The following is a 14,846-nucleotide window of genomic DNA, read 5'->3' as shown; positions in this document are numbered from 1 at the left end:
TCGTCAGCGACAGCACCCCCTTCCTCCCCCACGGCCTGGGTTCGTGGGGGAGGAAGGGGGTGCTGTCGCTGACGAAGCCGCTTTCGCCCGAGGTGGCGTACAGTTCCTCAAAGCTCATCTTCTCGCGCTGCGGCGTCGCGCAGGCGGAGAGGGCCAGCAGGGCTAGGACGGCGGGTCGGCGCACGGCGGGACGAACCTACCACGCTCCCGGCCGTCCACCCGTTCGCGGCCGTGGATCATTCCTCCAGCGCACAGGTGCGAGCGGTCCGCACCTGGCGTGGACAGAAGGTCGTCCCGGGGTCGGAGGGGACCGTCAGCTGGCGAAGGCCTTGCGGATGCGTGCCAGGGCGTCGTCGATGTCCGCCGTGGACACGTCCAGGTGGCACACGAGCCGGATGGAGTGCGGGCCGGTGGGGTTGGCGAGCACGCCCTGCTTCAGGAGCAGCGCGGAGGCCTCCGCGGCGGGGCGCACGAGGTCCGCGAACACCATGTTCGTCTCCACGCGCGCCAGGTCCACCTTCACGCCCGGCACCTGGGCCAGGCCTTCCGCCAGCCGGCGCGCGTTGGCGTGGTCCTCGGCCAGGCGCTCCACGTGGTGCTCCAGCGCGTACAGCGCCGCCGCCGCGAGGATGCCCGCCTGCCGCATGCCGCCGCCCAGCCGCTTGCGCAGCCGCCGCGCCTCGCGAATCACGTCCTTCTTGCCCGCGAGCGCCGAGCCCACCGGCGCGCCCAGCCCCTTGGAGAAGCACACCGACGTGGAGTCCGTCAGCGACGCCCACGCGGACGCGGGCTGGCCCGCCGCCACCTGCGCGTTGAACAGGCGCGCGCCGTCCAGGTGCACCGCGAGCCCGGCCTTGCGCCCCGCGTCCACCACCGCGCGGAAGCGCTCCACCGGCCACACCGCGCCGCCGCCGCGGTTGTGCGTGTTCTCCAGCGAGAGCAGCCGCGTGCGCGGGGCGTGGATGTTGTCCTCGCGCACCGCCGCCGTGACGGTCTCCGGCTTCAGCAAGCCCCGCTCGCCCTGCAGGGGTCCGGGCTGCACGCCCCACAGCGCCGGCACCGCGCCGCCCTCGTACTGGAGGATGTGGCTGCCCTCCTCCGTGAGCACTTCGTCGCCGGGGTGGCAGTACGCGCCGATGGCGATCTGGTTCGCCTGCGTGCCGGAGGGGACGAAGACCGCGGCCTCCAGTCCGAGCAGTCCGGCGACGCGCTCCTCCAGGCGGCGCACCGTGGGGTCCTCGCCGTAGACGTCGTCGCCGACCTCCGCGTCGGCCATGAGGCGGCGCATGGCGGGCGTGGGCTTCGTCACGGTGTCGGAGCGGAAGTCGATGGGCTTCATGGTTCTCCTCGCTGCGTGGAAAGAGAGGCCCGCCATGGTGCTTGGGCAGGGCCGCTCCGTGACATACAACGCCCGCGTGGCCCGGCGAGAGACAGTGGGTGAGAAGCGGCAGCGCGCGGTGGCGGTCCTGGACGGTCTGGAGGCAGCCATGCCGGACGCCCGCATCGAGCTGGACTACCGCACGCCGCTGGAGCTGCTGGTCGCCGTCATCCTGTCCGCGCAGTGCACCGACAAGCGCGTCAACCTGGTGACCCCTGCCCTGTTCGCCCGCTTCCCGGATGCGCGGGCCTACGCGAGCGTCGAGCCCACCGACGTGGAGCCCTTCATCCGCACCTGCGGGCTGTACCGCGCGAAGGCGAAGAACATCGTGGCCACGGCGCGCGCGCTCGTGGCCGAGCATGGCGGGCAGGTGCCGCTGGTGCGCGACACGCTGGCGGAGCTGCCGGGCGTGGGGCTGAAGACGGCGGGCGTGGTGTGCATCCACCTGGGCGGCGACGCGGCCTTCCCCGTGGACACGCACGTGAAGCGGCTGGCGTACCGGCTGGGCTTCACCCCCCACGAAGATCCGGACAAGGTGGAGAAGGACCTGCAGGCGCTGCTGCCTCGCGAGCGGTGGACGCTGGGGCATCAGCTGCTGGTGTGGCACGGGCGACGCACGTGCTTCGCGCGCTCGCCCGATTGCGGCTCCTGCGTGGTGGCGGCGCGGTGCCCGAAGAAGGGCGTGCGCGCCACCGCGAAGGTTGTTTAAGCGGACGCCGGAGCGCCCTGCTCGCGCGAGGCCTTGAGCTTCTTCATGCGCTTGCGGATGAACTCGCGCTTGAGCGTGGAGACGTGGTCCACGAAGACGGTGCCGTCCAGGTGGTCCGTCTCGTGCTGCACGGCGATGGCCAAGAGGCCGTCACAGCGCAGCGTCTGCTCCTGGCCCTCTTCGTCCAGGTAGCGCACGGTGGCGACGGCGGCGCGGTCCACGTCCTCGGCCTCACCGGGGATGGAGAGGCAGCCCTCCGTGTAGGTCGTCTCCCCTTCGAGCGAGACGAACTGCGGGTTGATCATCGCCAGGGGCTTGGACTCCGGCTGCTGCGGCCGGGTGTCCAGGACGATGATGCGCTGGAGGATGCCCACCTGCGGCGCGGCGAGACCGACGCCTTCCGCGGCGTACATGGTCTCGAACATGTCCTTGATGAGCGCGCGGACCTTGTCGTCCACCTTCGCCACCGGCTGGGCCTTCTGCTTCAGGATGGGGTCGGGCCAGATGAGAATCTCGCGAACCATGGAGGGGACTCTTAACCCCTCCGGACCGCGACGGGCAACCGTTCCACCGGGCATCAGTCGAGCAGATTACGGGCGTACTCGCCCCGCAGGCGGTCGTCTCCCAACGCCCGGGCGGCCTCGGTCAACACCGCGCGGATCTGCTGCGCGCGGTGCTGGAGCGCGGGGTCCGGATGGCCGGCGAAGCGCAGCGGGTGGAACTCGGCGGCGAGCAGCGCGTAGGCCCGCTTGACCTCTTCGCTGCCGGCCGAGCGTGCGAGCCCCAACACGGTGAAGTAGTCCGCGTCCTGGATCTCCTCGAACTTGGCCTCCAGGCGGTGCACGTCCAGCTCCGGCGGCAGGTTGCCCTGGGCGTCCTCCGACGGTGGATGCAGCGCGATGAGGCCCAGCGCCCGCGCCACCGCGAGCGTCTTGAGCGCGCCGTCCTGCGGCAGGCCCGCGCCCAGGAGCAGTGCCTCCAGGGTGCGCTCGCCGTCCACGGACTGGAGGAGCTGGAGCTCGCGGGCGGAGAGGCCGAAGTCCGCGGGGGCCATGTGCGCGTCGCCTCGGGCGACCGTGGCTCGCAGGGAGCCGGCGGCGTCCAGGAGCGATTCGGCGGTGAGCGTGTTGCGCAGCCCTTCCGCGAGCAGGTGCAGCGGCGGGCGCGTGGCGGCGGCGAGCGCGACCTCGTGGGGCGCGGGCTCCGGCACCAGGCGGTAGAGCGTGGAGGGCTCCGAGAGCGCGTCCAGGAAGACCTGTTCGGTGTAGCGCTGGACCAGCGGGACGGACTCGGCTTCGCGCACGTAGCCGCGTCCGCGCAGGGCCTCCAGCAGCGTGCCGGTGGTGGCGCTGCGCACGAGCCGCAGCTCGGCTTCCTGTCGCGCGTCGATGAGGCCGTCCGCTCGGGCGCGGTCGATGAGGGATTCGCCCTGCGCGGAGGACGCGGCGCCGACGAGGGCTCCGTCGCGCAGCCAGAGGACGCGCAAGGCGTTCATCACCTTGAGCTCCAGGCGGACCTCCATGCGCGCGTCGCACAGCCGCAGGATGAGGCGCGCGAGGCCTTCCTGCGTGAGGCTACCGCTGCGGGAGACCGCCATCTCCGGGCGGCCGGGCGACTCGAGGGGGATGATGGTGGCCCGGGCCTGGGCCGCGGCCTCTTCGGCGTCGCGCAGTGCGCGGGCTTCGAGGGCTTCGCGCTCGCGCTCGGCCTGGAGGCGCTGTTCGACGGCTTCGGCTTCGAGCCGGGTGCGCGTTTCGCGCTCGCGGGTGAGCTCTTCGCGGAGCTGGTCGAGCTGGGCTTGCAGCGTGTCCCGGGCCTGGGTCAGGTCCGTGGCTTCAGCGCGGGCCCGGGCTTCGGCTTCGGCGCGGGCCTGGGTTTCGGCGGCGAGCTGGGATTCCGCGGCGGTGCGGGCCTGGGATTCGGTTTCGATGCGGGCTTCGAGGGCCTGGCGTGCGCGGGCCTCGGAGTCGAGGCGGACTTCCAGCACGGTGCGCAGACGTCCTTCGGACGTGGCCTTGGCGGTGGCTTCGGTGGCCTTCTGCTCGGCCTGGAGGGCTCGGGCTTCCGCGGCGGTGCGGGCCTGGAGTTGTTGTTCGGCGGTGGCTTCTGCTTCGGCGCGGGCCAGTTCGGCCTGGGCCACGCGGGCCTGTGCGGCTTCGTCGGCGTGCGTGGACTGCTCGGCGCGGGACCTGGCCTGGGCCAGTTCCTGCGTGAGTTGTTCGATGCGGGCCTGTGCTTCGGTCTGGGCCTGCGTGAGCTGTTCCGCCCGGGCATCTGCCTCGGCGCGCGCCTGTGTCAGTTGCTCGATGCGGGTTTCGGCTTCGGCGTGCTTCTGCGTCAGCTGTTCAATGCGCGCCTCGGCTTCGGTGCGCTCCTGGGTCAGCTGTTCAATGCGCGTTTCGGCGTCCGCGTGCTCCTGGGTCAGCTGCTGGATGCGGGCATCCGCTTCGGCGTGTGCCTGCGTCAGCTGCTCGATGCGCGTCTCGGCTTCGGTGCGCTCCTGGGCAAGCTGTTCAGCGCGGGATTCCGCTTCGGTGAGCGATTGGGCGAGCTGCTCGATGCGCGCCTGGGCTTCGGTGTTCGCCTGGGTGAGCTGCTCGATGCGCGCCTGGGCCTGTGCGAATTGCTCTGCTTGGGTCCTGGAGTCGGATTGGAGATGCTGGAGTTGCTCCGCACGGGCATCTGATTCAGCCCGCGCCTGCTTCAACAGCTCGGCGGTCTTCGTCGCTTCAGCGTTGAGCTGTGCTTCGCGGGCTTCGGCTTCGGCGGCCTTGGCTTCGGCTCGCTGGCGGGCCTGCTTGAGCTGCTCCATCCGGGCGTTGGCCTGGCTCAGCGTCTCCGCGAATTGCGCCTCGTTCTGCTGCCTCGCCGCTTCGGCGGCGGCGAGGGCTTCTTCCGCTTGCGTGGCGCGGCTTTCGGCCTGGCTCACGGCCTGCGCGGACTGTTTTGCCTTGGCTTCGCCCTGGAGCAGCACCTGCGCGAGTTGCTGCGCCCTGGCTTCCACCTGCGCCAGCGCCTGCGCGGACTGCTTCGCCTTCGCTTCGGACTCGTTCAGCGACTGGGCCAGCTGGTGTGCTCGCACCTCCACCAGGGAGAGCGCTTGCGCGGAGTGCTTCACCTTCGCTTCGGCGGCCGTGCGGGCCTTTGCCTCCGCTTCGGCCCTGGCTTCCGCTTCGGCACGCCGGGCCTCCAGGTCCGCTCGGAGCGCGGCCCCTTCGTCGTTCTGGCTATGTGCCTGCTCGGATTCGGCCTCTGCTCGCTGGCGCGCGTCTTCGCGAGCCTTGGACTCGGCTTCCAGCCGCGCTTCCACGTCCGCGCGCGCGGACTGCTCCAGCTCGGCGCGGGCTTCGGCTTCCTCGCGCGTCTGGGCTTCCTGGCGGGCCCGGAGCTCGGCCTCCTCGCGCGCCTGGACCTCCGTGGCGAGGCGCTTCTCGAGCTCGGCGAGCTCCAGCCGGGCCATCTCCGCGATGGCTTCGGCTTCGCGGCGGGCGCGCTCCTCGGCGTCCGCCCGGGCTTCCGCGTCCACGCGACCGGCGGCCTCGGAGGCGAGCCTTGCTTCGACCTCCGCGAGGGCCTGCGTCGCGGACACGGCCCGGACCTCGGAGGCTTCGTGTGCCTCGGAGGCCTGCTTCAACAGGGATTCGGCTCGGGCTCGGGCGTGGACCTCCGCTTCGGCGCGTACCTCCACCGCGCTCCGGGCCACCACCTCCGCGTCCGCTTCGAGCCTCGCGTCTTCGCGTGCTCGCTCTTCGCTCGCGATGCGCTCTTCCAGCTCGACGCGGAGCGACTGCTCCGATTCGGCCAGGGCTTCCGCGTCGGCGGCTCGGGCCTCCGCCTCCTCGATGGCGGCGTGGGCCAGCGCGAGTTCCTCGCGCAGCGATTCCAGCTCCGCGACGAGATCCGATGATGGCTCGGCAGCGTCCGTGCGCGATGACGCGGGGGATTCCTGCTCCTGCGTGCGCGTCTTGTTCGCCCGCTGGAGTCCTCCGGGCACCATCAGCGGTGACGACGGCGCCTGGACTTCCAGCCGGGCGCTCGTGCTCTCCGCTCGCGACGAGGCACTGCCTGCATCCTCGGCACCGTCGCCCGGATGCGCGGAGGTGTGGCCGGCCCTTGCCGCCTCACCCGCTCCGGGCTTGTCGCTCAGCCCCTCGGCGCTACCTCCCGTTCCCGCCGCGTCACCCACTGCGGATTCGTTGCCCGCGCGCGTGGAGGTGCCGCTCGTGCCTGCCCCATCGCTCGGGTTCGCGGACGCAACACCGACGGTCGCCACGACGCCCGCGCTGCTCTTGCCCGACGAGCGCAGCGGCACACGGGCCGCGACGCGCAGTGGCCGCTCGGTGTTCGCTCGCGGCGTGGCGCTGTCCGACGTCCCGGCATCCCGCGACGCCTTGGACTCTTCCGGACCCGACGCCGCCTTGCCCGGCTTCGCGTCGTCCCCACTCGTTCGGGCCGCGGGCTCCGTCCACTGGAGGGGCTTGGACGCCTCCTCCTTCGTGTCGTCGACCGTCTCGGAATCGAACCAGTCCGACCCCACCGGCTTCGCGTCGGCGGAGGAGTCCTCCTGCTCGCGGGCATCAGCGGAGGCCTTGAGGTCCGCCTCCAGCACATCCCAGTTCGACAGGCCCGCCGCCGCCAGCTCCTCCTCGGTCGGCTCCGACGGTGCGTCGTCCTGCGCCGCCGCAGTGGCCCGCTCCTCCGCCGCCACGTCGTCCGCGACCGAACCGAAGTCCGTCTCGTCGGGGTCCTCCACTCCGCCCGGTGACGGACGCGCCGCCTCCAGCTCCGGATCCGGCTCCAGCTCCTTCCACGCCAGCGGCGCCGAGCCCTCCGGCTCCTCGGCCTTCGCCGCCCCACTGTCCTCGTCCGAGTCGACGTCGAAGAACCCCTCGTCCCCCAGCTTCGGCGCGGGCTTCACCGGCTTCAGTCCCGGCGGCGTGAGGTGCTCCTCACGGAACGCGAGCTGGCCCTCCGCGGGCGCCTCTTCCGCGCCCTCCTCGTTCGGGAACGGGAAGCGCAGCGTGGAGCGCGCCTCCGGTGAACGGCCCTCTTCCGCGTCCGGCGGCTCCGCGTCCCATTCCGAGCCGACGTTCGCGTCCGGATCCTCCTCGCCCCACGCCTCACCGGAGTCCCCCTCCTCCGCCGCCCCGCTCCACTCCGACTTCGTGCCCACCGACAGCGCGGAGTCGATGGACGAAATCGACTCCGTCTCCACCTCCAGGTGCGCCTGCTCCAGCGCGGCGTTCATCGCCAGCTGGGTGCTGCGCTCGCGCTGCTGGGTCACCGCGTGCGCGCTGCGCTCCTCGCGCGTCATCGCCGCCACTTCCCAGTCCGTCTGGTTCAGCGGCGCCAGGTCCCCGAACAGCGCGTTGGCCAGCGCCGGGTCCCCGCCCACCGAGCGCGGCGCCGTCACATGCCACGCCTCGTCCGCCGGAGCGCTCCCCTTCGCCGGCTCCCCCAGCGTCCGGTTCTCCACCACGCGCCAGGCGTCCGCCTCCGCGGGCGCGCGGATCAACGTGTCCACCAACGTCACGAAGCTGGGACCGTCCAGGGGCAGCGGCGCCACCGGCGCGCTGAAGCCCTCGATGGCCTCACTCAGCAGCAGCACCCGGGCCTTGTGGCCGTCCGGGTGCACCACCAGCTCCTCCAGCACCACGCGCCCGCGGCCGCTCTCCACGCCCGGCGCGAGCACGATGAGCTCCGGCAGGTGATGGCCGAACGCGATGAGCGCGTCCGCGGCGGAGGTCGCGAGGATGACCTCGTGCCCTTCGCGGGACAGCAATCGCCGGACGGCGGCGATGGTGGCGATGTCGTCGTGTACGAGGAGGACCGAGGCGCCCATGGGGGAGCCCGGGAGTCTACAGCATGGCCCCGGGATCCACGTCGATGACGACCTTCACTCCATTCGGAACATCCGCCAACGCCGCCTCCAACCGGGCGAGCAATGGGGCGAGCGCCGCATGCGTCGGCGCCTTCAGGAGCAACTGCCAGCGCGTCTTGCCCCGGATTCGGGCAATGGGCGCCAGGGCCGGCCCCAACAGGCGCACCCCCGCCGACGCTGGCGGCATGTGCCGGCCCACCAGGTTCCCCAGGAAGCGCGCCACCCCCGCCGTCTGCTCGGGGTGCTCGCCCTCCAGCCGGACGGCCGCCATGCGCGCGAAGGGTGGGTACGCCAGCGCCTTGCGCCACTCCAGTTCCTGCTTGGAGAACCCGTCGAAGTCGTGCGCCAGCATCCGCTTCACCGGCTCCGCGTCCGGGTTGTAGGTCTGCACCAGCACCCGCCCCGGGTCCTTCCCGCGCCCCGCGCGCCCCGCCACCTGGGTCAACAGGTGGAAGGTCCGCTCGGCGGCCCGGAAATCCGGAATCGCCAGGGACGTGTCCGCCATCACCACGCACACCAGCGTCACGCCGGGGAAGTCGTGCCCCTTGGCCACCATCTGCGTGCCCACCAGCACGTCGATTTCACGCCGAGCGAAGGACGCCAGCAGCTCCGTCAGCTTCTCCGCGCTCGTCGCCGAGTCGCGGTCCAGCCGCGCCACGCGTGCGTGCGGCATCCGCTCCAGGACCTCCGCCTCCACGCGCTCCGTGCCGATGCCGAGCTTGAGCAGCGGGCCCGTGCACTCGCGGCAGCGGTCCGGCACCGGGAATGCCACGCCGCAGTAGTGGCACACCACCCGGTTCTGCGAGCGGTGGTGCGTCATGCACACGTCGCAGTCGTGGCACTTGAGCGACAGGCCACACACCTCGCACAGGAGGATGGTGCTGTGGCCCCGGCGGTTGAGGAACAGGATGACCTGCTGCCCCTTGGCCACCGTCTCCTCCATGGCCTGGAGCATCTGCGGGCTCAGGATGGGCGCCTCTTCCGTCACCTGGCCCTCGCGCGGACGCTCCACGCGCAGGTCCACCAGGTTGATGGTGGGCATGGGCCGGTCATCCACGCGGTTCTTCAGCTCAATCAGCTTGTAGCGGCCGGAGCGCGTGTTCTGCAGCGTCTCCAGTGAAGGCGTCGCGGAGCCCAGCACCACCACCGCGCCGGCCTGCTTGCCGCGCACCACGGCCAGGTCGCGCGCCTGGTAGCGCAGCTTCTCGTCCTGCTTGAAGGACGGGTCGTGCTCCTCGTCCACGACGATGAGCCCCAGGTGCTCCACCGGCGCGAACACCGCCGAGCGCACGCCCACGGCGATCTTCACCGTGCCCTTGCGCAGGGCCTGCCAGTGGAACAGCCGCTCGCGGTCCTTCAGCCCCGAGTGCAGCACCGCCACGTCGCCGCCGAAGCGGCTGCGGAAGCGCCCCACCAGCTGCGGCGTCAGCGCGATTTCGGGCACCAGCACCAGGCTGCCCAGGCCGCGCGCGAGCGTGTGCTCCACCGCGCGCAGGTACACCTCCGTCTTGCCGCTGCCGGTGACGCCGTGCAGGAGGTACGGCTGGAAGCCGCCCACGTCGACGGCGCCCTGGAGCTCCTTCACCGCCAGGGCCTGCTCCGGGGTGAGGCGGTCCGGGCGGTTCTGAACCAGGCCCTCGCGCACGCCGGGCTGCAGCGTCACCTCCACCCACTTCACGAACTTGCGCGTGGCCAGCTTCTTCAGCGTCTCGCGAGCGCCGGGGATGGCGTGCGTCACCTCGTCCAGCGGCGCGCGTCCGCCCACCGCCAGGAGGTACTGGAGCACCGCGGCCTGCGCCGGAGCGCGCGCGAGCTGAGGCGGCACCTCCGCGACCAGCGCCTCCACGAAGAACTGGATGTCCGGCTTCGCTTCCTTCTCATCCACCGCGGTGGAGAGGCCCGGCGGCAGCGCGCCGCGGATGACCTCGCCCAGGGGGTAACGGTAGTGCTCCGCGGTGAAGCGCAGCAGCGCGATGAGGTCCTTGGGCAGGGAGGGCGAGTCCTCCAGCACGCGCTGGATGGGCTTGAGCCGCACGCCGCCCTCCACCGGCGCGTTCGCGGGCCCCAGGTAGAAGCCCAGCGCCATGCCCCGGCCGAAGGGCACGAGCACGCGCTGGCCCGGGGCGAGGTTGCCCGCGAGCGCCTCCGGCACCAGGTAGGTGAACTCCCCGCGCACGGGACGGCCCACGGCGACAGAGGCAAGTTGGGCAGGGGTGGCGCTCACGACGGGGCGCACTGTACCGGCGTGCTCCCGCTGCGACACTTCCCTTCCCACTTCCGTACGCCGCGTCCGCAACGGAATGGAACCCCGAGCGGGGGTCGCTCCTGGTGCCCGCGGAAAACCACCCAGCGCGAAGTGCTCTTGCTCCATGACCGCCCTCTTGCCGCTCGACGTCCCCGGCCCGCCCGTCCTGCACCCGGGATCCACTGTGCCCCGGGCGTCTGACATTCCCCTGGTGCTGGCCCCTGATGCTGGAAAGACGAAGGGCCCCTCCCGGCCCTGCGGGGCAGGGTTCGGAAGAGGCCCGGGGGCCTGCGAACGGCGCGGAAAGGAAGGGGCTCGTGCGGGCGGGCTAGCGGCCGTGGGCCTTCTTCACGGACGGCCGGTTGGACACGCGGTCCCACCAGGCGCTCACGTTCTTGTGCGGAGCGAACAGGTCCTTCTCGCCCACGGCGAAGAGGTACTCCACGTACGGCGCGAAGCAGACCTCCGCGAGCGTGAAGTCATTGCCCGCGAGGAACGGCCGGTTCGCCAGCGCCGCGTCCAGCACCTCCAGCGGACGCTTCACACCTTCACGGCCCTTGGCGATGTTCTCCTCGTTGTTGGTGTTGAAGAAGCGCTCCATGACGATCTTCATCGCCGGGCCGGAGAAGTAGGACTGCTCCACGCCGATGAACTGCTCCATCAGCGCGTAGGCCCTGGGGTCCGCGGGCGTCAGCGACGTGCCCGGCAAGGTGCGGTCCAGGAAGCGGGCGATGGCGCGCGACTCGTACATGATGAAGCCGTCATCCAGCTCCAGCGCGGGCACCACGCCAAAGGGCTGGCGGGCCAGGTGCGCGGGCGTCTTCTGCTCGTGCTTCTGCAGGTCGATGTTGACGAACTCGACCTCGCGGCCCTTCTCCGCCAGGACGGTGAGGACCTTGCGGGTACACGTGCTCATCGGGTTGCCATAGAGCTTCATGCGAATCGCCTCCGCGCCATGAACCGGGGAAATCCCGGTTCTGGAACGGGCGGGACTTTCACCGTCAGCCCCGCCCGCCGCAAGCGATTCAGCGCGGAACGCGCTACTTGAAGAGCGTGTCCGGCACGGCCGAGCGGTTGTCCGCCTTGAGGGCCGTGAAGCGCACCACGCGCTGGCCCGCCTTCCAGACCTCCACCGTGCGGGGCATCCAGTCCCCGGTGGCCGGAGACGCGTAGTCCAGGAAGCGCACGTCCCAGGCCGCCCCGGACGCGTCCGAGTAGCGCACGCGCGCGGGCCGGAAGGCGTCCTTGTAGACCCAGAACTGGGGCTTTCCTTCGGCGGGGTCTCCCAGCACGTAGGCCACCTCGCCGCCAAAGCGCGCCAGCGACGTGACCTTGGTGTTGATGCCCAGGCCCTGGAGGTACGCCTCCTGGGCCAGCTTGGTGTCCTGCACGCTGCCCGCGTCCTGCGCGAGGATGGCGCACACCTGGGCCACCAGCACGGAGACGGCGGGAAGCTCCTTGCCCTCCACGCGCTTCTTGCCGGAGGCCTGCACCGTGGAGGACTTGAGGCTGCTGTCCGGCGAGCTGGCGTCGAAGCGGCAGCGGCCCGGAATCTTCACGGACAGGACGCCGTCACCCTGGAGCTCCGGGCGGTCCGTGGGGACGTTGAGCGCGGCCCCCGCTTCCTGGACGCCGGTGGAGGAGAAGATGACGGAGCCTTCCACGCGGAAGGCCGACAGGTGCTTGTCCTCCCGCGCGGTGGCCATGCGCCGCAGGATGGAGCCGCCGGGCAGCACGTAGGCGCCGGCGGTGAGGGAGGCGAGGACTGCGGATACGGCGATGAGACGCTTCACGGCTTCTCCGTCTTGACGACCTCGCGCAGGTACTCCAGGAGTCCTCCGCGCAGGTCGGGGCGCTTGAGCGCATAGGCGATGTTCGCCTTGAGGTAACCCACCTTGTCACCGGCGTCGTAGCGCTGGCCCTGGAACTTGTAGCCCAGCAGACCTTCGGTCTTCTGCAGCGTGGCCAGGCCGTCCGTGAGCTGGATTTCACCGCCCACGCCGGTGGTCTGCTTCTCCAGGATGGGGAAGATGGACGGGGGCAGCACGTAGCGGCCAATCACCGCCAGGTTCGACGGGGCGGTGCCCTTCTTGGGCTTCTCCACCACGTTCTCAATCTGGATGACGCCGTTGCCCAGGTCCTTGCCGGCGGCGATGCCGTACATGTGCGTCTCGCTCTCGGGGACCTCCATGAGCGCGATGACGGCCTTCTGGTGCTGCTGGTAGACGCGCGCCAGCTGGCCGATGCCCGGCTCCTCCGAGTCGATCATGTCGTCGCCCAGGAGGACGCCGAAGGGCTCGTCGCCGATGACGCTCCTGGCGCACAGCACCGCGTGGCCCAGGCCGAGCGGCTCCTTCTGGCGCACGCTGTTGATGCGCGCGAGGTTGGCGATGGCGCGCATCCGGTCCGCCTCCGCCGTCTTGCCGCGCGCGCGCATCGTGGTCTCCAGTTCGAACGCGATGTCGAAGTGGTCCTCGATGGCGCCCTTGCCGCGGCCGTTGATGACGACGACGTCCTCCATGCCGGCCTTCACCGCCTCCTCCACGATGTACTGGAGGGTGGGCGTGTCGACGATGGGCAGCATCTCCTTGGGCACGGCCTTGGTGGCCGGGAGGAAACGGGTGCCCAGGCCAGCGGCGGGGATGACGCACTTGCGGATGAGCTTCGCTGCCTTCGTGTCGGTGGAGGACATGGGGCGGGGAATCTATTGGTGGCCCAGAACCCCAGCAAGCCGGATAGATTCCCTCCAGCCATGCCGCTCCGTGCCATTGCCGCCGTCGTGTCGTTGACGCTCCTCCTGGTCCCCTTCACCTCCCGCGCCGTCACCACCGAAAGGGCGGATGAGCTGCGCAACGTCGCGAATGCACGGTCCCTGGGCATGGGCAGCGCCTTCCGGGCCACGGGCCTGGGTGCGGATGCACTCCTGGGCAATCCGGCGGCGATGGCGCTGTTCCCGGCCTACCGGATTGAAGGCACGGGCGCGGTCGACCCTCGCAACAAGGAGGGCTACCTGGGGATCAGCCTGGCGGACTCCAGCAGCGGCCGGCTGGCGATGGGCGTGGACTACCACTGGCTGTCCCTGGGGCGCGGCGGGGCTCGGACGAAGTCGAGCTACAGCACGCTGGGCGCGGCGCTGCCGCTGGGGCAGTCGCTGCTCATCGGCCTGTCGGGGCACTACCTGCGGTTGAATGGCCAGTCGCGCTTCGCCAACTCCGTCACGATGGACGCGGGCCTGATCTTCCGGCTGAGCGAGCAGCTGTCGCTGGGCGTGTCCGGGCACAACCTCATCGACACGGACAACGTGGAGCTGACGCGCTACTTCTCCGGGCACGTGGCCTACGTGGGGCCGTCGGTGGTGGTGGCGTTCGACATGCGCGGAGACTTCGAGACGCGCGACTCCTCGGTGTTCACGTACAACACCGGCGCGGAGTACATCGTCGACCAGACGATTCCGCTGCGCGTGGGCTACACGTACGACGGCTTCCAGCGGGTGTCGCGCGTGACGGTGGGCGCGGGCTTCCTGTCGCCCGGAGGCGGTGGCGTGGACCTGGCGTACCAGCACGACCTGGGCGGGCTGAACGGGCGCATGCTGGCGCTCACGCTGCGGCTGCTGGTGAACTGAAGCGCTTAGCGGCCCCGGCCGGATTCGGTGGGGTCTCGCAGGGCGAGGTAGCGCTCGGAGGCGGCGAAGCGGACCAGCTCCTCCAGCTCCGAGTCGTGGGGGCGGCGGGCCCGGAGCACGGTGAGCGCGGGGCCCGGGCCTCCGCAGGCGACGAGCCCCGCGCGGTTGGCGGAGTCTCGCGCGGCGGCGACGAGCAGGCTCGCGTCGAAGTCCCGGGTGCCGGGCTCCATCAGGACGGCGGCTCGCTCCAGGGCCTTGGGTGAGAGGGATTCGCGCACCACGCGGGCGTCGTCGCCGGCGTCCTTGGGGTTCTTGAGGACGGAGGACAGGAGCGCGAGCGCTCGCAGCAGGTGGTCCTTGCGCAGGGCGCGCAGGGCGAGCAGGTCCGGGGACAGCGAGAACAGCGCGCGGCCAGCGTGGAAGCGCAGCTCGGCGTTGGTGGGGGGCTGCTGCACGAGGAGCCGGCCCACGACGAGGCGCGGGGCGGTGGTGTGCAGCGGGGTGATGTTGGCGGTGTCGTCGTCGCCCGCGACGAGCTCCGGCAGGGGCACGCCCAACAGGCGCGCGGCGGTGTTCAGCGCGTCGAGGACGGCGGCGGCGCCCGGACCGGAGGATGCGCGCAGGGGCTCCGTGGTGTTGGCGATGCGCGCGGGTGACGGGAACAGCCGGCACAGCGCGATGCCCACGCACGCGAGCAGTTCGCCGGACGGGGTGCGCAGGCCCGGGTGGCGCAGGCCGGCGCGCTCCTGATTCGTGAGGGGCGCGCGCTGCACGCGAGGGGCGGAGACGTCTCGGCCCTCCAGCGCGTCAGCGAGCTCGCGCATGAGCGCGGAGCGGGTGGCGTCTCCGCGCTGGTCGAAGTGGTCCACGAGGCCGCGGTAGGGCTTCGGGTCGAGCGGCCGCTCGCGCACGAGCTTGAAGACGAGCGGTTCCGCGGAGGTGGCGTCCGCGGGAGGCGCGGTGTCCGGGGCTGCGGCGAGCGTTTCCCGCGTCTCCGTGGAGCCGACGGTC

The 14,846-nt window shown here is 71.4% G+C and carries 9 protein-coding genes and 2 pseudogenes; 2 read left to right on the top strand and 9 right to left on the bottom strand.

The window, feature by feature from the left end; all coding sequences use genetic code 11:
* Together D7X55_RS44750 and ltaE are read right to left on the bottom strand one after the other, a co-directional pair.
* Positions 1–184, bottom strand: a pseudogene (locus D7X55_RS44750) (hypothetical protein); the annotation flags it as partial.
* Positions 185–313: 129 nt separating this feature from the next.
* Positions 314–1,339, bottom strand: a complete 1,026-nt coding sequence (gene ltaE, locus D7X55_RS22040) for a low-specificity L-threonine aldolase (protein WP_121724101.1) — start codon at positions 1,337–1,339, stop codon at positions 314–316.
* Between the two features lie 34 nt (positions 1,340–1,373).
* On the opposite strand from ltaE, the gene nth reads away from it, so the two are divergent.
* On the top strand, positions 1,374–2,087 hold the full coding sequence (nth, locus tag D7X55_RS22035) for an endonuclease III (RefSeq protein ID WP_121724100.1): 714 nt from the start codon (positions 1,374–1,376) through the stop codon (positions 2,085–2,087).
* On the opposite strand, the gene def is transcribed toward nth, so the two are convergent.
* From def to galU, 6 genes are all read right to left on the bottom strand, one after another.
* Positions 2,084–2,611, bottom strand: a complete 528-nt coding sequence (gene def / locus D7X55_RS22030; RefSeq protein ID WP_120550464.1) for a peptide deformylase — start codon at positions 2,609–2,611, stop codon at positions 2,084–2,086. The genes nth and def overlap by 4 nt on opposite strands.
* 53 nt (positions 2,612–2,664) lie before the next feature.
* Positions 2,665–7,929, bottom strand: a complete 5,265-nt coding sequence (locus D7X55_RS22025) for a response regulator (protein WP_121724099.1) — start codon at positions 7,927–7,929, stop codon at positions 2,665–2,667.
* 16 nt (positions 7,930–7,945) lie between these two features.
* Complete coding sequence (gene priA / locus D7X55_RS22020) at positions 7,946–10,339, bottom strand: primosomal protein N' (RefSeq protein ID WP_121724098.1); 2,394 nt, start codon at positions 10,337–10,339, stop codon at positions 7,946–7,948.
* 202 nt (positions 10,340–10,541) lie between these two features.
* On the bottom strand, positions 10,542–11,150 hold the full coding sequence (locus D7X55_RS22015; RefSeq protein WP_121724097.1) for a glutathione S-transferase family protein: 609 nt from the start codon (positions 11,148–11,150) through the stop codon (positions 10,542–10,544).
* Positions 11,151–11,253: 103 nt separating this feature from the next.
* The gene (locus tag D7X55_RS22010) at positions 11,254–12,006 is read right to left on the bottom strand and encodes a hypothetical protein (RefSeq protein ID WP_120550468.1); all 753 of its coding nucleotides are present in this window, start codon (positions 12,004–12,006) and stop codon (positions 11,254–11,256) included.
* Positions 12,003–12,905 carry a UTP--glucose-1-phosphate uridylyltransferase GalU gene (gene galU, locus D7X55_RS22005; protein ID WP_120550469.1) on the bottom strand — a complete coding sequence of 301 codons (903 nt, stop codon included), beginning with the start codon at positions 12,903–12,905 and terminating at the stop codon, positions 12,003–12,005. The genes D7X55_RS22010 and galU overlap by 4 nt, the downstream gene beginning before the upstream one ends.
* Positions 12,906–12,965: 60 nt before the next feature.
* Here galU and D7X55_RS22000 point away from each other — a divergent pair, with 60 nt between their 5' ends.
* On the top strand, positions 12,966–13,835 hold the full coding sequence (locus D7X55_RS22000) for a hypothetical protein (protein WP_233609989.1): 870 nt from the start codon (positions 12,966–12,968) through the stop codon (positions 13,833–13,835).
* 5 nt (positions 13,836–13,840) lie between these two features.
* Here the strand turns inward: D7X55_RS22000 and D7X55_RS43465 are convergent.
* Positions 13,841–14,846, bottom strand: a pseudogene (locus D7X55_RS43465) (hypothetical protein); the annotation flags it as partial.

This window comes from Corallococcus sp. AB049A (assembly GCF_003668885.1).
Classification (GTDB): Bacteria; Myxococcota; Myxococcia; order Myxococcales; family Myxococcaceae; genus Corallococcus; species Corallococcus interemptor.
Note: the sequence above shows the minus strand (reverse complement) of the source record. Positions and strands in the feature narration are given on the sequence as shown.